The organism is Micrococcales bacterium (genome assembly GCA_009784895.1).
Classification (GTDB): Bacteria; Actinomycetota; Actinomycetes; order Actinomycetales; family WQXJ01; genus WQXJ01.
The window spans coordinates 77,208-95,794 of record WQXJ01000002.1; the positions used below are offsets into that span (position 1 = coordinate 77,208).

Here is an 18,587-nt window from a genome sequence, read left to right on the forward strand (position 1 = left end):
ACTCGCGGTAGGGGTTTGGTGACAAAGCCTGGACTCGCGGTTTGGGCGCCTGCGCCCTTGTCCTCAGCCGCAGGTACTCCATCGCCTAAACCCGATGGCCAATCTGTGGCACAATTACCTCCCGGCGAGGCACAATCCTCGCCGCTGAGCCATGAGGAAAGCAGGGCCCAATGTCAAAGCGCGCACGCAAACGCCGGACCCGGAAGAACTCTGGCGCCAATCACGGCAAGCGGCCAAACGCCTAAGGCGCCGCGAAAACTGCCAGGGGCGTCGGGCACCAGTTCAGCTCCGACGACCAAGCGCTGCCTGGCCGGGGGCGCCAACCAAGCTTCAGCTCGCCAAGGCCGCCAACCGAGCTCGACTGCGCCAGGCTTAAGAGGCCTGGCCAGCGAATTGGGCCCGCAACTTGGCGATGTTGGCCGCGACCCGCTCTTTGAGCTCATCTGGAGCCGGTTCGAAGCAGACCTCGTGGATGACGGTCTTGAGCTTGTGGCGCACGGTGTGCTCATAGGCGCAGGAATCGCAGCCATCCAAATGGTCCTGCATGGCCTGGAGCTCGTCAATCGTCAATTCGTCGTCAATGAACTCATACAGGCGCGGTAAAGCCTTTTCGCAGTCGTACTCTTCAAAGGCGGCGGCGTGCGCCAGCGCATCTGGCGTGGTCATTTGGCACCACCTTTCTCTGACTGCGAAACCATATTACGCGCAAGTTCGTGGTCTGCTAGGGATTCCCTCAACCTGGCCCGTCCCCGGTGCAGCCGCGACATGACCGTGCCAATTGGCGTGCCCATGATCTTGGAGATTTCCTTGTAGGAGAAGCCCTCGACATCGGCCAGGTAGACCACCAGCCTGAACTCTTCTGGCAGCTCGTTCAGCGCGTCTTTGATGGCGCTGTCCGGCAGGCGTTCCAGGGCCTCGGCCTCGGCTGATTTCAACCCGGTCGATTGGTGCGAGGAGGCCTGGAGGATTTGCCAGTCCTCGATCTCATCAGTTGAGGCCTGGATGGCACCGCGTTGGCGTTTGCGGTATTCGGAAATGAAAGTGTTGGTCAAAATCCGGTAGAGCCAGGCCTTCATATTGGTGCCGGGTTTGAACTGGCCAAAGGCGGCGAAAGCCTTTAGGTAGGTCTCCTGGACCAAATCCTCAGCGTCAGTCGGGTCGCGCGTCATGCGCATGGCCGCGGAATAGAGCTGGTCGACAAACTCCATTGCGTCGCGTTCGAAACGCGCACCGCGCTCAGCGTCGCTTTCCGTACTGCGCGGATCCTCGACCAGCGCCTCGTTGGTCATGACCAGTTAGCCTAACGTCTTTGGGCCGAGCGCACGGACTGTGCGCCCCGGGGGTGATTGTTTCGGTTCAGGGCACACACTATCCCTTTCGCCCTGGCGGCCGCAGGCGCGGCGGCTTTGTTACAGGGTTACTACCGTTGGGGGCCGATGCCGCTAGCTCACCCGGCGGGCCATGCGGCGGGCGGCCAGTTCGTCCGGTGGGGCCGAGGTGTGACCGGCGGCCTGGGATTTTTCGCTGGGCAGCTCTGCCAACGAGCCTTCCACTTCGCGCCAAACGCTGGCAACGGCAATGCCGAAGACACCTTGGCCACCTTGGACCAGGTCAAAGACCTCGTCCGCACTGGTGCATTCGTAGACCGAGGCGCCATCTGACATGACCGTGATTGTGGCCAGGTCATCAACACCGCGTTCACGCAGGTGAGCCACGGCGGAACGGATCTGGTTAAGCGATACCCCGGCGTCTAGCAGGCGCTTGACAATCTTTAGGACAAGAATGTCGCGGAAGTTGTAGAGCCGCTGGGTGCCCGAACCGGTGGCGGGGCGGACCGATGGCGCAACTAGGCCGGTACGGGCCCAATAGTCGAGTTGGCGATAAGTGATGCCGGCGGCTCGGCAGGCAGTGGGGCCGCGGAAACCGACCGTCTCATCGGCCAGGCGGCCGTTGAACAGTGTGCCTTGGTGGGCAACCGATTCGGTCTTGTCATCGTCAGGCGGCATCAGCGACCTACTTCCTGTTATGCCAGATGGGGCTTTCACCAGTGACGCTAGGCACGGTTGCGGTCTGGGTCAACCCGCCACGCCGGGCGCGTCCATCGGCGTGTCTTACTCTCCAGTTGAACTTGAGGCTTCAACTGTCCCCTAAATGCAGTCGAACGGCGGCCTCACTCAACTTGGCCATATCGGCCGCCGCCTCAATGGCGGCGGCAGTGGCTCTCTCACGCCCGGCAGAACCACGCGAGTGCTGGGCGCCCACGGCCCGCTCAATCAACTCGGCTTGGCGAGAGGCGGACTGGAAAACACCACGCAGATGGCGCAGCTCCAGCCCGTGATTGGCCAGGGCGACCACCGCCTCAACAGCTTGGATAAGCGCCGCGTTGGCCTGTTCGGGGTCATCAATGCCCGCAGCCTTGGCCACCGCCGCCACCAGGTTTGGGTCTTGGCCGGTGATGGTGGCGACCTCACTTTGGTCGACCTGAGCCGATCTGACCCGCCTGGGCTGCCCCAGTTTGACCGCGGCCGTGCCATCGCGATCCATAGCGGCCAAACGCACTTTGATGACCTTCAGCGGCAGGAAGTGGTCGCGCTGCTCGGTCAGAATGTAGCGGGCCCTTTCCACGTCCATGGCACCGTAGCGGCGGTAGCCGGACGGGGTTCGGGCCGGATGAAGCAAACCCTGAACCTCGAGATAGCGCAGTTTGGAAATACTCAGGGCCGGGAATTGGTCGCGCAGCGCCTCCAGCACTTCGCCAATCGACATGGTGCCGCCCGGCGGGCTGGAAGAGCCTGCCGCCGCGCCGGGGCCGCGGACCACTTCAGGCCTGACTGTCTAAGCCGGTGGCGGCAGGTGAAGGGTGGAAAGTCAAACGGTATTTGCCAATCAATACTTCGTCACCGGGGTTCAACACGGCCCGTTCGACCCGCTCGCGCCCAACATAGGTGCCGTTGAGCGAACCCAGGTCCCGGACCTCGAACTGGCCGTTGGCCAGCCTTTCGAAGACGGCGTGGCGCCGCGAGACAGTGAAATCATCGAGGAAAATGTCAGATTTGGTCGAACGGCCGGCGGTGGTGGAGGCATCGTCTAGTAGAAACCGCGAACCGGAGTTAGGGCCGCTTTGCACCACCAGCAGGGCCGTGCCCGGCGGCAGGGCCTCGACCGCAGCCGCCGCCTGAGGACTGAGCCCGGCCGGAGCTGGCGTTTCAGGCTCAAAGGACAAGCCTTCGCCAAAGACTTGTGTCGAATCGACTTGATCCGGCTCTTGATTTGGCGCTTGATCCATCTCAAAGCCTCCACGGGTAAAGATTGACCGACTGGTCAACTACTTTAGCGTGGTGGCGTATTTGGTGGGAGCCACCACCCGCACTGCCTCAATTTGAATCGAGTCTTGGGCCGTGACAACCGTGTCGGCCCCACCTGTGCGCAAAGCCGCCAAGGCGCCGCCTGGGATGCCCAAAGCTCCTTGAAGCGTATCCGGATCGCCAATCGCCAGCCAGGTGAACGGACTGGTCAAAGCCTCGCCATCGGCCACCAGGCCACCGCCGCCGGCCGGAGCGAACCAGGTCGAAGCCGTCACCCTGACCTGATTGACAGAGATAACCTCAGCCCCGGCGTTGCGTAGCTCGTCCACCAGGGCAGTCATCATGGCCGGGTCGATTTGTCCGTCCCGGTCGAAGACCACCACCTCGACACCTGGGCCTTGGGCTGGCAGCGTGCCGGCCAGAATGCCCTGCGTGGTGGCTTGGTCCTCGGCCGCCCGCCTGGAGGCCTCGTCTTTGGTGCGCGAATCGGTTAGCTGATCCAACTGCCGTTCCAGCGCCAGATTGTCCACTCGCAGCCGCCCAGCTCGGCTGGTCAGCTGGTCGAGCACCTCAATCAGCTCGTTTTGTCGCAGAGAGGAGAAATCAGCCTCGTGGGTTGACCTGACCTGGGTGGCGACACCAAAGCCCAGAAGCAGGCACAAAAGCCCAGCGCTGATTTGGGCGCGGGACACCCTGGGCCTAAAAGCGCCGCCCAGGCGGCGCCAGGCGGTGGCTCCGGTGACTGGCAGCTGGCTCATGCGTGGAATAGTTTCCGTCGAATCGCGGCGACGTTGGAGAAGATCCTGATCCCCAACACCACCACCACCGCAGTTGACAGCTGCGCGCCAACCCCAAGCTGGTCACCGATAAAGACGATCAGGGCCGCCACCAGCACATTGGACAAAAACGAGACCACGAAGACGCGGTCATTGAAGATTCCGTCCAGCAGCGCCCGGCCGGCACCGGCCAAAGCGTCAACTGCTGCTACCACTGCGATGGGCAAATATGGTGCCAGGGACGGTGGCACATCAACCCCTGTGACCAGGCCAATCACCACCCCAAGGGCCAGTCCGAGTAGCGCAATCACTTGGCTTCCTCCTCCGCCGCCGGCTGGGCGAAGAGCAGTGTCCCCATGGCCAGCCCGGGCGGCATTTCGATTTGCTTGACGGCCTCAACCGAAACCGTGGCCCCTAAGTAGTCCCTTAGCAGGCTGATCCGGGCCCCGGCCGCTTTAGCCAAACCGACTTCGAGCTGGTCCGCCGGCCCAATCGCCTCAATGACATAGGGTTCAGAGATTGGACGCAATTGGACCTGGATCGATTCGCCGACATCACGAACCGCCGTCAACGAGGTCAAGCGAATCTGGTTGACGGTGACGGCCTCGGCCCCGCTTTGCCACAAGGCGCCGGCCAAAAGCCGCAGATCAGAGGCTTGGATCCGCTCGCTGGTGGCTGTCATGGCCCGGCTCGTTGACAGTTGCACTCTGAGCCCGGGCCCCGCCACGGCCATGGCGCCAGAGGTCGCGGCCAATTGTTCGGCTTTGGCCGCCGCAGTTGGGTCCGAGGCCGCCAGGACTTCGAAACGCAACTGATCGCGGGTGCCGCTGAGCATCCGGTTAGTCTGCTCAAGGCGGTCGACTTCTTCGACCGCCTGTTGGGTCTCGGCTTCAAGCAGGCCGCGAGCTCTGGTGGACTGCGGGTCTGGGCTGCGCAAAACCCTAACCCCCCAGGTCAAGGACAGTCCGATGACGGCTGCCGCCGCCATCAGCACCAACCAAGTGCTGCGACGCCTGGGCCCCCCGGAGGAACCGGGCAGCTCTAGCGGCTGGCCACCTGGCCCATTTTTGCTGGCCGCGGCCTCTTGATAACCGGCGTCCAAGGGACGGTCCATGATCTGGTTGAGCAGCGACATCGACTCATCAACTAGGCGTGTCACGTCGCCTCCTGACCGGCCAGACGCAAACCTCTGACCGTCTCGGTGACATAGGCCAGCCCGGCAACCCAGTACAGCGCCACGCCCCAAATGGCAAAGGCCCAACCAGCCACCACGGCCGCGCTGCCAACCCCGCCACCGACCTCAGCCAGCAGCAGCAGCGGAAAGGCGTACATCAGACCCATGGTGGCGGCCTTGCCCACAAAAATGACCGCCGGCGGCGACATGCCGCGAGCTTTGAGGGCCAGCAGACAAAGGCCGACCATGATTTCTCGCCCGGCCAGTAGCGCCAGCACCCACCAGGGCACTATGCCGCGCCATGTCAGCAAGATGACGGTGACCGCGATCATGACCCGGTCGACCGCTGGATCGAGCAACTCCCCTAGTCGCGAGTACTGGTTGAGCTTGCGCGCGGCCACGCCATCAACCCAATCGCTAATGCCGCTTAGAGCCAGCACCGCCACCGCCCAGCCGTCTTGCCGCCGCACCACCAGATAGGCGAAAACCGCCACTAGGACGCACCTAAGTAGCGTGATGGCGTTGGGCACAGTGGCCACACGGTTGGCTGATTGGTTCATGGCAGGTCGACTAAGGCTGACAAGCCTCCAGCCTATGTTGGACCATGGGCCCAGACCCATTAGCCTTCGGGGTGTGGCGCTTGTTTTCCTGACCCGGGCGGTCAGCTGCGAACTGGTTATCAAGCGTTCACGTTTTGTGGCCCAGCTTTTCCCGGCCACATCTGAGGCCCAAGCCCGGGGCCACATCAACCAGGCCAGCAAAACCCACCATGCCGCCCGCCACCATTGCTCTGCCTGGGTGCTGGGGCCAACCGGCCAGCTCCAAAGGTCAAACGACGCCGGCGAACCGGCCGGCACCGCCGGGCTGCCCATGCTTGAGGTGCTGCGCCGGCGTCAGGTCACCGACCTGGTGGCGGTTGTCTCGCGTTACTTTGGCGGCACCCTGTTGGGCGCCAAAGGCCTGGTTCGGGCCTATTCCGGCGCCGTCACGGGGGCACTAGACCAGGCCCAGTTGGAGCGTAAGGCCCTGCTCGACATCGTCCATCTGATAGTTGACCCGGCACAAGCCGGGCGCCAAGAAGCCCGTCTGCGCTCGCTGGTGGCGGCTACCAGTGGTGCGGCTCTGCTGAGTGTCGAACACGGTGGCACCAGCCGGTTCGAGCTGGCGCTGGATCAGGCTGGGCGTGACGCACTCGACCAGGCGCTGGCCTCTGGCCGGATTCAGGCGCGCCTGAACGAAGCTGGCCAAAGGCTGATTAGGCTGTCCTAGATGACCAGCCCCTCAACCGCAAGTCCGAGCTTTGACACCAACTCCACAACCGCGAGTCCGAGCTTTGACACCAGCCCCTCAACCGCGAGTCCGAGCTTTGACACCAGTCTGGGCATCGGCAGCTACGAGGCCCTGCTGGACCGGGTGATGACGACTGGCGCCGTCAAAGCTGACCGCACCGGCACCGGCACGCGCTCGCTGTTTGGTCAACAACTGCGCTTTCACCTGGCTGAAGGTTTCCCGCTGATCACCACCAAACGCATCCACGTCAAGTCGGTGGTACTCGAGCTGCTTTGGTTCTTGGCCGGTGGCCACAACGCCCGCTGGTTGCAGGAACGCGGCGTTCGGATTTGGAACGAGTGGGCCGCGCCCGATGGCGAGTTGGGCCCCATCTACGGCGTCCAGTGGCGTAGTTGGCCGGCTGGCGACGGTGCCGTCATCGATCAGATCTCCCAAGCCTTGGACCTGTTGCAGCGCGACCCGGATTCGCGTCGCATTGTGGTCTCTGCCTGGAACGTGGGACAGCTCGACCAGATGGCGTTGCCGCCGTGCCACATCTTGTTCCAGTTCTACGTGGCCGAAGGGCGGCTGTCCTGCCAGCTATACCAACGTTCTGCCGACCTGTTTTTGGGAGTGCCGTTCAACCTGGCCTCCTACTCGCTGCTAACTCACATGATGGCGCAACAGGCCGGTCTCGAGGTCGGTGAGTTCATTTGGACCGGTGGCGATTGTCACATCTACGAAAACCATTTCGACCAGGTTCGCCTGCAGCTGTCGCGGCAGCCTTACCCCTGGCCGCATTTGGAATTGCGACCGGCGGTGTCGCTATTTGACTACGGCCTGGATGACATCTCATTCCCTGACTATCAGCACCATCCGGCCATCAAGGCCCAGGTGGCGGTCTAAATGCCCCTCCCCCCAACCGCCAGTCCGAGCTTTGGCACCAACCCCCCAACCGCGAGTCCGAGCTTTGGCACCAACCCCGCCCCAGGTTCAGTCGCCATGATCTGGGTTCAAAGCGCCAACCGGGTGATCGGGGTTGACGGTGGGCTGCCTTTTTCTTTGCCGGAGGACATGGCCCGGTTCAAGGCGCTGACCATGGGCGGCGCCGTCATCATGGGGCGGGCCACTTGGGAGTCGCTGCCCCCTCGCTTCCGGCCACTGCCAGGCCGGCGCAACGTGGTCCTGACTCGCCAGCCGTCCTGGGTGGCCAGTGGCGCCTTGGTGGCCCACTCCCCGGCCGAGGCCTTGGACTTGGCCAGCGGCGACCACGTCCGCTGGGTGGTTGGCGGCGGCCAGGTCTACCACCAGTTTGTTGACCTGGCCCAGTGGGCAGAAGTGACCGAGGTCAATGCTGACGCCCCCGGCGACACCTTGGCCCCTCGGCTTGATCCGCCTTGGCAGGTGGTGGCGCGCGATCCGTCGACCGGCTGGCTGACCTCCCAAACCGGCCTTAACTACCGCTTCACCACTTTGGCCAAACCACCTCTGCCCGCAGCTTGACCACCGGTGGTGCCAAAGCTCGGACTCGCGTCAAATGGGCTGGTGCCAAAGCTCGGACTCGCGTCAAATGGGCTGGTGCCAAAGCTCGGACTCGCGGTTGGGAGGCGGCGGCCCGGCCTGGTCACTGGTGGTGCCAAAGCTCGGACTCGCGGGAAGAAGGCGGCGGTGCCAAAGCTCGGACTCGCGGTTGGACGGCGGGGGCACGGCCTGGTCACTGGTGGTGCCAAAGCTCGGACTCGCGGTTGCGGCGTGGCGAAGCCAGCTGGTGAGACTTAGCTGCCTAGGCTCGAAGCGTGACCACATCCAGCCTGCCTCCCGAGCGCTTTAGGGCAGCGCTGGAATCGCTTAGTCAGGCCCAAATCCCCGGCGAAGTCAAGCTGGCCGAGATCCCAGCCCCCACTAGAATCGCCAGCTACGCCGTGGCCCTTGAGGCCTCGGTGGCCTCGCCGGTCGAAAGCGATGCGGCCAGCGGCAGCCTGGTGGTGCTGCATGAACCGGGCGGGCACAGCGTTTGGGATGGCGATTTCAGGTGTGTCACTGTTGCCAAGACTCGACTCGAACAAGAGCTTGGGCCGGACCCGTTCCTGGCTCAAGTGGCCTGGTCCTGGCTGGCCGAGACCCTTGAAGAGGTCGAAATAGCCGGCCGGCCTTCTGGCACCGTAACACGCACCCAGTCAGAATCGTTTGGCGAGTTGATTGGCCGCAGCGAGCAGGTCGGGCTTGAGGTCCGCGCCTCGTGGACACCGGTAGACAGTGATGCCGGCGTTCACCTTGAGGCCTGGCTCAACTTCCTGGCCAAACTGGGTGGCGTCGAGTTCCTGCCTCAGGGCGTTTCTTGTTTGGTTCGCCGATGACGGCTGCCGGCCAGCGGAGGCAGCCGGCCCGATGAGCCGAACCGGCCATCAAGACCAGCCTGCCCGTGGGCCCGGCCCGGCCGGGCCGGGCCAGCCTGTGACTGAGTTGGTGCCGATGACGGCTCCGCCAACCGGAGTGCCAGATTTGACCTGCACTGCCGAAGCCCTTGATGGCGTCATCGCGATGCTGGCCAACGGCACTGGCCCGGTGGCGTTGGACGCCGAAAGAGCCTCAGGTTTCAGATACGGCCAGCGGGCCCAGCTAGTTCAGCTGTTTAGGCGGCAGGCCGGAATCGCGTTGATTGACCCAACAGTGTTGCCTGACCTGTCTGGACTTTCCCAGGCCCTTGAAGGGGCTGAATGGGTGCTGCACGCCGCCTCACAGGACCTGGCTTGCCTGGCCGAACTTGGCCTGGTACCAAAACAACTATTCGACACCGAATTGGCCTCCCGTCTTCTGGGAGACGCCCTGGTGGGCTTGGCCACAGTGGTTGGCCGGACCTTGGGCATCTCGTTGGCCAAGGAGCATTCCGCTCAGGACTGGTCCCAGCGTCCGCTGCCGGACGGCTGGCTCAACTACGCCGCCCTTGATGTGGCGTTGCTGATCGATGTGCGCGACCACCTGGAAGTCGAGTTGCGGGCGGCCGGCAAACTCGAATTGGCGCGGGAAGAGTTCAAGGCGGTTTTGCTGGCCCCGCCACCAGCGCCTAGACCAGATCCGTGGCGCCGCACCAAAGGCAGCCACCAAATCCGCGACCGCCGCGGGTTTGCCATTGTCCGGGAGTTGTGGCAGGCGCGCGAAGACCTGGCCAGACAGCTTGATTTGGCCCCCGGGCGGGTCCTGCCGGATGCGGCCATAGTGGCCGTGGCCTTGGCCAAACCGGAGTCGCAAAGTCAGTTAGACCGGATCGCGCCCTTTAATGGGCGCAACCTGCGGCGACGCCAACGCTATTGGTGGCGAGCGGTCGACCGGGCGCTGCAAATCCCGGTCGGATCCCTGCCGCCAATGCAGGGGCCAAGGCAACCCGGACCTCCCAACCCGAGGGCTTGGCCGCGCCACCACCCCCAGGCCTCGCAACGCTTGGAAATGGTCAAAGCCGAATTGGCACGACTCAGCCAGGACAAATCAATCCCGGTCGAACACTTAGCGCCGCCCGATCTGCTGCGACAGGTCGTTTTCGCCGCACCATCAGACCCGGCGGCGGCGCTGCGGGCAGGCCGGGCCAGGGACTGGCAGGTCAAACTGGTGGCCCCGATAGTGGCCAAGGCCATGACGACCTACCCCGAGGCTTCGGCTTCGGGCCAGTAGGCCCCTGCCGGAAGGCTCCACAGCCTTCCCACTCGCTGCGCAGGTCGGCAAGTGCTCGTTTGGCGCGGTTCCTGGTTCACCCGGTCAACTCGTCCCAGTTCATCAAACGGGCCTGGCCGTCACGGACCGCAACCGGTAACCACCCGCCAATGGCATGTGGGACCGCAACGACTACAACCGTCTCGTCGCCCCACCGGCATGACTGCACATCAGATGGCATGGCGTCAATCCACTTGTCAGTCCTGGAAAGCTCGTCGCCGAGGAACCCGCTTCGAAGGTAGCCGTACCCACGCCTCAGCGCCACGGCCTGGTCAACCGCGGCCAGCGCCGCGTCGTCACCGACCAGGTCGCGTCCCGGGTCCAAGACCACACCGGTGGCTACGTCAAGGGTCACACAGGCCAGTGTCTTGGCGGGGTGCGCCGGACCGGGTTGACCTCCGCTTACGACACCGCTCCATACAACTGTCACCAGTCCGTTGCCCTGCCAAATCGCCCTGGCACCAATTCTCTGGCCAGGCCAGGTGTGCTCCCCCTGACAAGAACCTCGATCAACCAATCCTGCGAGGCGTCGGATCTCCCTTTCCAATGCGGGTTTTGGGCCGTCGACTTCCGGCAGTTCAGTCATCCCATCACATGCCGGTGGAAGATCGTCTTCCGGCACCGGAGTCCAGCCGGGCTCAAAAGTGCGGTTCCGGGTCCAAGGACTGGCCGAAGCAGCTGGCGTGCTGGAGCCACCCGGCAGAGGACCACCCTCGACTTGGCATCCAACAAGGCCTGCCCAAAGCAAAGTGACCAGGACCAAACTCAGACTAATCCGGGAGCAACCCATCAGCGGCTCATTTCCTCACCATGATACTGATGGGAGCCGACTAGCCTCGCCGTTTGTGGGCCAGGCCGCAGTCACGTACCTAACCCAGACGGTTGACTAATCACGATCACTGTCTCGTTCCCCCATGGCAACCCTGCACGTCGGGCACATGGTCCTGTTAGACCTCCTGTGCTCCACAAAATCGAAGACTATTCTCCCCAAATACATTAAGTACATCGCCGCATAAACAGCCACGTCCCAACGGTCAAGGCGGTGCCGCGCGGCGACTAACGCCACTGTCATCACCGCCAGTGGGATAGAGGCCATAAGGATGAATCCTCGCCAGGTGCTGACAGTGTTGGGAAAAACCAGCCGGCGGCTACGACCATCCGCGGCCTCCCGCCTCCTCCAATTCGCCCTATCCACGAGGTCCACCAACAAACCCACGCTGCCCCACCCAAGGTGATACGACCGGACCCCGTTTCGAACCATACGGATCCTGCCAAACGGTTTGGATCTGGGAATCACTGTTACGAACCTGATGATGAGCCGTACCTTGATGATCAGTCACAATAGTTGACAGATCGGCGTCAGTGTTACCAGTAAGCACCGCCACATCACTGTCTCCCCGTAGTGACGCCATCACCGGGACAGGGGTGCCCGGTGGTTTGATGGCAAACCACTCTATGTCCGATGCCGCCGAGTCCTACTAGGACTTCTGTCCCGAGACCAAACAGTGACATACCAGGTATAAGAGCCGGGCCTGGTTCCTCGGGCCCCAAGAACGGCCGGATTCTGCCAGGCTGTCGTCGACAGAATCCCGATACTTCGGCTGGCAGCACCACCCTTTGTGGAGTAAGTGGCCATGGGACGGCCCTGGCCGCCATGCGCGGCCGGGGCGACCAACCCTGCTGAGGCGCTGCAAAGACCAAGCTGGAATTAGCCTGGCTACCGCCGGGTAGGAATACTTCGAGATGCAAGCAGGCGGCCAGGGCCGCGACTGGTCAACCCGAGGTGCCAGGTTCGGGCCTGCAAGTCACTGCCTGCTCGCGAACTGATCTCGCCCCCAGGAGCGTGGCACCAGCCACTCCTTCTTCGTGTTGACGTGGTTCGCGCGAAGCGCTGACCTAAGGAAACGCGACAAACAGGCACTGTATGCGTGCCTTAGGAGCGTGGCACCAGCCACTCTCCTAAGGCACTCCTTGCCCGCTTGGCGATATCGGCTGGGATGAGGTGGTGTTCCTTGGCCAGTTCAGGCCGGCTGGCGTGGCCAAAGAAAGCCGTTGGTAGCCCGCACCGCACTACTGGCAGGTTGACCCCGGCCTCGGCCATAGTGGCTGCCAAAGCATCACCGAAGCCGCCGCTGGCTAGTCCGTCTTCGATGGTGACGACAACCTCGGCCGCCGCCGCCAGCTGCACCAGCGCCGGGTTGACCGGGTAGATCCAACCCGGATCGACCACTTTGACGCTAATGCCTTCTTCACCTAACAAGGCGGCGGCATCTAGGGCGGTGCGGGCCTCGGCTCCGACAGCTACAACCAAAACACGTTCGTCACCGGCACCCGCCGCCAAGATGTCGACCCCATCGAGGTGCCCAACCGCCTTGATGTCGTCGGGCGCCGGGCCCTTGGGATAACGCAGCACCGTGGGTGCGTCAACCACAGCGATAGCCTCGGCTAGTTGCTGACGCAAGCGAACGGCATCGCGCGGGGCGGCCAGGCGCAACCCCGGCACCAAATGGAACAAGGCCAAATCCCACTGGCCGTTGTGGCTGGGGCCGTCTGAACCGGTCAGGCCGGCCCGGTCCAGCACAAAGGTGACCCCGGCCCGGTGCAAACCGCAGTCCATCAGCACCTGGTCGAAGGCCCGGTTCATGAAAGTGGCGTAAACCGCCACCACCGGGTGCAGGCCGGTGTAGGCCAGGCCAGCGGCCATAGCGGCGGCGTGTTGTTCGGCAATGCCCACGTCGAAGACTCGGTCGGGGAACTCGGCCGCAAACGGCACCAGCCCCACCGGGTCGAGCATGGCGGCGGTGACTGCCACGACTTTGTCGTTGCGCCGGCCCAAACGCACAAGTTCGTCAGAAAAGACCCCAGTCCAGCCAAAACGCTCAGGTGCCAAGGGCAGGCCGGTCTCTGGGTGGATCCGGCCAACAGCATGGTGGTGGTCCATCCGGTTGGCCTCGGCCGGCTGATAGCCCCGACCCTTTTCCGTGATGACGTGGACAATGACTGGACCGCCATAAACCTTGGCCTGGACCAACGAACGTTCGACCGCGCCAATGTCGTGACCATCAACCGCGCCGATGTACTTCAAACCCAAGTCTTCGAACATGGCTTGCGGCGCCACCACGTCCTTGACGCCCTTCTTCAGGCCATGCAGTGCCTCGTAGAGACGCCGGCCAAGCCGGCCGCGGGCCTGCAACGCCTGAGTCCCCCAGCTCAAGACCTTTTCGTACTTCGGGGCCGTGCGCAGGCCGGAGAGGTGGCGGGCCAGGGCGCCGATGGTCGGCGCGTAGGACCGGCCGTTGTCGTTTACCACGACCACCAACCGGCGGTCTTTTTCAGCCGCGATGTTGTTCAGGGCCTCCCAGGCCATACCGCCGGTTAGGGCGCCATCGCCCACCACCACCACGGTAAACCGGTCGGATTGCCCTTGCAGGTTGCGCCCGGCTGCCACCCCGGCCGCCCAGGAGGGCCCGGCCGAGGCGTGGGTGTTTTCCAGCACGTCATGAACCGATTCGGCCCGGGAGGGATAGCCGGACAGGCCGCCGCGCGAGCGCAGGTGGGAGAAGTCTTTACGTCCAGTCAAGATCTTGTGGACATAGGCCTGATGGCCGGTGTCGAAGACAATGGTGTCAATGGGCGAGTTGAAAACCCGGTGCAAGGCGATGGTCAACTCGACCACGCCAAGGTTTGGTCCCAAGTGTCCGCCGGTCTTAGAGACGTTGGTGACCAGGAAGTCTCTAATGTCCGCGGCCAAGGCTGGCAAATCGCGGGCCGGCAGCTTTTTCAGATCGCGCAATTGCGCTACCCGCGCCAGCATTTGACCAGGCTGACGTTCCGGTGAGGCATCCGGCGTCTTGGGCGGTGGCACCACGATGGATTCTTTCTAGTCGAAAAGGCGAACCGAAATCACTATAGAGGCAGCAAGACGGGCCGTGACAAGAGCCACGGCCCGTCTTTTTCAGTTATTACTCGCAGCTACTCCCAAGGGCGTAGCCCGGCTAGTTGGCCTTAGCTGGCAACCAGTTGACGCAGCACGAACTGCAAGATGCCGCCGTGCCGGTAGTAGTCAGCCTCACCTGGTGTGTCAATCCGGACAACAGCGTCAAACTTGGTGACGGTGCCGTCTGGATGGGTCGCCGTGACGGCCACTGTCTTGGGCGTGACGCCCTCGTTCAGCGCTGTGATGCCTTCGAAGTCGAAGGTCTCGGTGCCGTCTAGGCCCAGCGATTCGTGGCTTTGGCCGGCCGGGAACTGCAACGGCAGCACGCCCATGCCGATCAGGTTGGAACGGTGGATCCGCTCGAACGATTCGACAATAACGACCCTGACGCCCAGCAACATGGTGCCCTTGGCCGCCCAGTCACGGGACGAGCCGGTGCCATATTCCTTGCCACCAAGCACCACCAGAGGCACGCCGGCCTCCTTATAGGCCTGGGCGGCGTCGAAAATGGTGGTCTGCTGGTTGTTCAGCAAGTTGACCGTGAAGCCACCAGCCACATCAACCAGCTGGTTGCGCAGCCGGATGTTGGCGAAGGTGCCACGCATCATGACTTCATGGTTGCCGCGACGCGAACCGAGCGAGTTGAAGTCCGCCGGTGCCACGCCGTTGTCTGCCAGATACTTGCCGGCAGGCGAATCGGCCTTGATCGAACCAGCCGGGCTGATGTGGTCGGTTGTGACCGAATCGCCCAACTTGGCCAGAACCCTGGCCCCGGACACATCGCTGACCGCGCTGGGCTCCATGCCCATACCCTCGAAGTACGGCGGCTTGCGCACGTAGGTCGAGGCATCGTCCCACTCGAAGGTGGCGCCCGATGGCGTCTGCAGGCCTTGCCAGCGCTCGTCGCCTGCGAAAACGTCTTGGTAGGCGTTTTCGAACATTTCACGCGTGATGGCCTGATCAATGGTCGCCTGGACCTCTTCTGGTGAAGGCCAAACGTCCTTCAAGAAGACCGGCTTGCCGTCCTGGTCGGTGCCCAGCGGCTCGGTATCGAAATCGAAGTTGAGCGTGCCGGCCAAGGAATAGGCCACTACCAGCGGCGGGCTAGCCAAGTAGTTCATGGCCACGTCCGGGCTGATACGGCCCTCAAAGTTACGGTTACCAGACAGCACCGCGGTGACGGCCAAGCCGTTGTCCGCGATCACCTTCGACAGCTCAGGAGCGATTGGTCCAGAGTTGCCAATGCAAGTGGTGCAGCCGTAACCAACCAGGTGGAAGCCCAGCGCCTCGAGCGCCGGCCACAGGCCAGCGGCTTCGTAGTAGCGGGTGACAACCTTTGAGCCCGGTGCCATCGAGGTCTTGACCCATGGCTTGGCTTTGAGGCCCTTGGCTGCGGCCTTCTTGGCCAACAAACCGGCGGCCAGCATGACCGAGGGGTTCGAAGTGTTGGTGCAGCTGGTGATCGAAGCGATGACAACGTCACCGTGGTTGAGCACGAATGTGCCCTTACCCGGCACCGTTACCTCCGCGCCCTTGAGACCGTGGTCGTCGCCGGCCGGCGGATCGGAAGCCGGGAATGACTCAACCTCAGCCTCGTCATCGGCTGCCACATCCGGCGCGAAATTCGGCAGATCGCGCAGGAAGGTGGCCTTGGCCTGGGACAGTTCGATCCGGTCCTGCGGCCGCTTGGGGCCAGCCAGTGACGGCACCACTGTTGACAGGTCAAGTTCCAGATACTCAGAGAAGACCGGCTCGGTGTAACCCGGCGCCGTCGGATCAAACCACATGCCCTGGGCCTTGTAGTAGGCCTCGATTATGGCGATCTGCTCTTCGGAGCGGCCGGTTAGGCGATAGTTCTCCAGCGTGACCTCATCGACCGGGAAGATGCCGCAGGTGGCGCCGTATTCTGGCCCCATATTGGCAATTGTGGCCCGGTTCGACAATGGCACCTGGCTAACGCCTTCGCCGTAGAACTCAACGAACTTGCCGACCACACCGTGGGCCCGCAGCATTTGGGTAACGGTCAAGACGACATCAGTTGCGGTCACGTTCGAGGGGATTGAACCTGACAGTTTGAAGCCAACTACACGCGGGATCAGCATTGAGACCGGCTGGCCTAGCATGGCGGCCTCGGCCTCGATTCCGCCCACGCCCCAGGCCAAGATGCCAAGGCCATTGGCCATGGTGGTATGCGAATCGGTGCCAACGCAGGTGTCCGGGTAGGCTACGCCATCGCGCACCATAACGCCCCTGGCCAGGTACTCGCAGTTGACCTGGTGGACAATACCGGTACCGGGTGGGACCACCCCAAACTCGCGGAATGAGCCTTGGCCCCAACGCAGGAACTGGTAGCGCTCGCGATTACGCTGGTACTCGAGTTCGACGTTGAGATCAAAGGCGTCCGGCGAACCGGCATGGTCAATGATGACCGAGTGGTCAATTACCATTTCGGCTGGAGCCAGCGGGTTGATCTTGTTCGGGTCGCCGCCCAGATCGGCTACGGCCTCACGCATAGTGGCTAGGTCAACCACGCACGGCACACCGGTGAAGTCCTGCATCACGACCCGCGCTGGGGTGTACTGGATTTCGATGTCCGGCTGCGCCGACGGGTCCCAGTTGGCAAGTGCCTGCACCTGATCAGCGGTGATCGTGGCGCCATCTTCGTTGCGCAGGATCGACTCGGCCAGGATCTTCAGGCTGTACGGTAGGCGGCCAAGTCCGTCGACCGCCCCCAGGGAATAGATTTCTAGACTCCGACCGTTCACGCTCAACTGCGAGCGTGCGCCGAAGGTGTTGACTGAGGCCATTGGATAGTCCCTTCTGGGCGCCTTAGTGTTCCGGCGCGCCGACTTGGAATCAGGCAATATCTTGACGTCAAGACATTATCATCATTGACCATCCCATTATCCGCCCTTTTGGCCCTGTTGGAGCATGCGGTTGCAACCTGTTTGGTGACAATGCCTGATTGCCCGATGCCGGCCCTGGCTTTGCCCTGTCAAGTGGGCCTGGCCTGGCCTCACCAAAGACCGGCATGGTTCCGCTGTCAGCTGTTATTTCGCCATGGCAACGGCCGGCTTTGTCAAGATAGGATGGCGGCGTTGAATTAACGACCACTGACTCCGCCAGAGGAGAGGACACCCCCGTGAAGACGTATCGATTCTTGGCTGTCGGCATCGCCGCCGTTGGCGCCCTGGCCCTGCTGGCTGGCTGCTCAGGTGGCGGCAGCGCTGACTACTGCAAAATCTACAACGACAACTCCCTAAAGGATCTCGACCCGTTTGGCGATAGTGACCAATTCAACGAGGCCCTGAGCAAGATGGAGAAGGCGGCGCCGGACGATCTCAAGGGTGATATCAAGACTGTGGCCGAGGCTTTTAGGGCTCTGTCCGGCATCGACATGGAAGACTACGAAGCCGTGGCCAAGGCCATGGAGGGCATAGACCAGGAAGAGATCTCGGCCGCCGTTGACCGCGTCTCGGAGAAATCAGACGAGCTCTGTCGATAGCTCGTAGCTGACTGGCTAGGCCTACCTCAACCCCGGTCACCTGGCGCCCTTGGCACCCGGGCAGCCGGCCTGGTGGCCCGTGCCTTCGAGCGTGGGTGAGTTCTGGCTTGCCTCCAGGCGGTGTCGGCCTGTCGGCGCCGGTCGGTCGCCGACCCTCTAGGCTTCTACCTTGTGGTGACGTTCACCGTTAGGGCTGTCCTATTTGACATGGACGGCACACTGGTTGATTCAGGGGCGGCCATTGCTGCCGCCTGGCGTGCCTTTGCGACCAAATATGGTTTGGCTGACTGGCAGGCGCTGATGGAATATGCCGAGGGCCGCCAACCAACTGACTCAGTCGCCCACTTCTTGCCTGATTTGGTCGGCTCACCGGCCTTTGACGCCGCCGTCAACTGGGTTGATGCCCACGAGATCAATGATCTTGATGGCGTGTTGGCCATGCCAGGGGCCGCCCGGCTACTAGATCAGCTGGCTGGTGCCCCGGTGGCGCTGGTGACCTCTGCGGTGGCCGAGCTGGCCCGGCGGCGCATGGCCGCCGCCGGGCTGGATTTGCCTAGGGTTTTCATCCCAGCCGGTATGACTGCGTCGAAGCCCTCACCGGACGGTTTCCTGATGGCCGCAGCCCAGCTCGGTGTCGATGCCAGCGATTGCGCCGTCTTCGAAGACTCGCCGGCCGGCATCGAAGCCGGTCTTGCGGCCGGAGCCCGCCTGGTAGTAGTTGGTCAAGCGGCTCTGCCGGATGCTCCCGGTGCTGATCAAATCCTACGCGTGGCCGATCTAACCGCCGTCAGCGCCAAGCTAACCCCAAGCGGCATCGAACTAACCATCACCACCCCTTAGCACCCCCTGACCCCCTGACCCCGGCCCACTGGCCTCCTGCCCACTGACCCCCTGACCAGCCCCTTCACGCGAGTCC

The 18,587-nt window shown here is 63.0% G+C and carries 18 protein-coding genes and 1 pseudogene; 7 read left to right on the forward strand and 12 right to left on the reverse strand.

Translation table 11 applies throughout. The annotated features are described in order from the left end of the window. Positions 1-372: 372 nt before the first annotated feature. From rsrA to FWD29_00870, 9 genes and pseudogenes are all read right to left on the reverse strand, one after another. Entirely contained in the window at positions 373-666 is a 294-nt protein-coding gene (gene rsrA, locus FWD29_00830; GenBank protein MCL2802491.1) for a mycothiol system anti-sigma-R factor, read from the reverse strand. Further along, positions 663-1,289: a sigma-70 family RNA polymerase sigma factor gene (locus FWD29_00835; GenBank protein MCL2802492.1), complete on the reverse strand. Its 627-nt coding sequence runs from the start codon at positions 1,287-1,289 to the stop codon at positions 663-665. The genes rsrA and FWD29_00835 overlap by 4 nt, the downstream gene beginning before the upstream one ends. Positions 1,290-1,442: 153 nt before the next feature. Continuing rightward, a pseudogene (locus FWD29_00840) lies at positions 1,443-1,928 on the reverse strand (MerR family transcriptional regulator). 208 nt (positions 1,929-2,136) lie between these two features. Continuing rightward, on the reverse strand, positions 2,137-2,820 hold the full coding sequence (locus FWD29_00845) for a MerR family transcriptional regulator (GenBank protein ID MCL2802493.1): 684 nt from the start codon (positions 2,818-2,820) through the stop codon (positions 2,137-2,139). A gap of 1 nt (position 2,821) precedes the next feature. Further along, the gene (locus tag FWD29_00850; GenBank protein MCL2802494.1) at positions 2,822-3,286 is read right to left on the reverse strand and encodes an FHA domain-containing protein; all 465 of its coding nucleotides are present in this window, start codon (positions 3,284-3,286) and stop codon (positions 2,822-2,824) included. 39 nt (positions 3,287-3,325) lie between these two features. Next, positions 3,326-4,063, reverse strand: a complete 738-nt coding sequence (locus tag FWD29_00855; GenBank protein ID MCL2802495.1) for a DUF881 domain-containing protein — start codon at positions 4,061-4,063, stop codon at positions 3,326-3,328. Then, entirely contained in the window at positions 4,060-4,392 is a 333-nt protein-coding gene (locus FWD29_00860; protein ID MCL2802496.1) for a small basic family protein, read from the reverse strand. Before FWD29_00860 ends, FWD29_00855 begins: the two co-directional genes overlap by 4 nt. Continuing rightward, positions 4,389-5,240: a DUF881 domain-containing protein gene (locus FWD29_00865; GenBank protein MCL2802497.1), complete on the reverse strand. Its 852-nt coding sequence runs from the start codon at positions 5,238-5,240 to the stop codon at positions 4,389-4,391. The genes FWD29_00860 and FWD29_00865 overlap by 4 nt, the downstream gene beginning before the upstream one ends. Further along, on the reverse strand, positions 5,237-5,815 hold the full coding sequence (locus FWD29_00870; protein ID MCL2802498.1) for a CDP-alcohol phosphatidyltransferase family protein: 579 nt from the start codon (positions 5,813-5,815) through the stop codon (positions 5,237-5,239). The genes FWD29_00865 and FWD29_00870 overlap by 4 nt, the downstream gene beginning before the upstream one ends. Positions 5,816-5,888: 73 nt before the next feature. On the opposite strand from FWD29_00870, the gene FWD29_00875 reads away from it, so the two are divergent. From FWD29_00875 to FWD29_00895, 5 genes are all read left to right on the forward strand, one after another. Beyond that, positions 5,889-6,524, forward strand: a complete 636-nt coding sequence (locus FWD29_00875; GenBank protein MCL2802499.1) for a YigZ family protein — start codon at positions 5,889-5,891, stop codon at positions 6,522-6,524. A gap of 147 nt (positions 6,525-6,671) precedes the next feature. Then, the gene (locus FWD29_00880) at positions 6,672-7,430 is read left to right on the forward strand and encodes a thymidylate synthase (protein MCL2802500.1); all 759 of its coding nucleotides are present in this window, start codon (positions 6,672-6,674) and stop codon (positions 7,428-7,430) included. A 96-nt stretch (positions 7,431-7,526) separates the two neighbouring features. Continuing rightward, positions 7,527-8,027 (forward strand): dihydrofolate reductase, encoded by a 501-nt coding sequence (locus tag FWD29_00885; GenBank protein ID MCL2802501.1) that lies wholly within the window; start codon positions 7,527-7,529, stop codon positions 8,025-8,027. Between the two features lie 293 nt (positions 8,028-8,320). Continuing rightward, a complete protein-coding gene (locus tag FWD29_00890) occupies positions 8,321-8,881 on the forward strand; it encodes a DUF3000 domain-containing protein (GenBank protein ID MCL2802502.1) in 561 nt (186 codons plus the stop codon). Positions 8,882-8,912: 31 nt separating this feature from the next. Then, a complete protein-coding gene (locus FWD29_00895) occupies positions 8,913-10,190 on the forward strand; it encodes an HRDC domain-containing protein (GenBank protein MCL2802503.1) in 1,278 nt (425 codons plus the stop codon). A gap of 76 nt (positions 10,191-10,266) precedes the next feature. Here the strand turns inward: FWD29_00895 and FWD29_00900 are convergent, their stop codons facing one another. The 3 genes from FWD29_00900 to acnA all read right to left on the reverse strand — a co-directional run bounded on the left by FWD29_00900 (position 10,267) and on the right by acnA (position 16,973). Then, positions 10,267-10,584 carry a hypothetical protein gene (locus tag FWD29_00900; protein ID MCL2802504.1) on the reverse strand — a complete coding sequence of 106 codons (318 nt, stop codon included), beginning with the start codon at positions 10,582-10,584 and terminating at the stop codon, positions 10,267-10,269. A gap of 1,578 nt (positions 10,585-12,162) precedes the next feature. Then, on the reverse strand, positions 12,163-14,043 hold the full coding sequence (gene dxs / locus FWD29_00905; protein MCL2802505.1) for a 1-deoxy-D-xylulose-5-phosphate synthase: 1,881 nt from the start codon (positions 14,041-14,043) through the stop codon (positions 12,163-12,165). Between the two features lie 191 nt (positions 14,044-14,234). Beyond that, positions 14,235-16,973 (reverse strand): aconitate hydratase AcnA, encoded by a 2,739-nt coding sequence (gene acnA / locus FWD29_00910; GenBank protein MCL2802506.1) that lies wholly within the window; start codon positions 16,971-16,973, stop codon positions 14,235-14,237. A 335-nt stretch (positions 16,974-17,308) separates the two neighbouring features. On the opposite strand from acnA, the gene FWD29_00915 reads away from it, so the two are divergent. Together FWD29_00915 and FWD29_00920 are read left to right on the forward strand one after the other, a co-directional pair. Next, positions 17,309-17,671, forward strand: a complete 363-nt coding sequence (locus FWD29_00915) for a hypothetical protein (protein ID MCL2802507.1) — start codon at positions 17,309-17,311, stop codon at positions 17,669-17,671. Between the two features lie 171 nt (positions 17,672-17,842). Then, positions 17,843-18,511, forward strand: a complete 669-nt coding sequence (locus FWD29_00920; protein MCL2802508.1) for an HAD-IA family hydrolase — start codon at positions 17,843-17,845, stop codon at positions 18,509-18,511. The last annotated feature ends 76 nt before the right edge of the window (positions 18,512-18,587 follow it).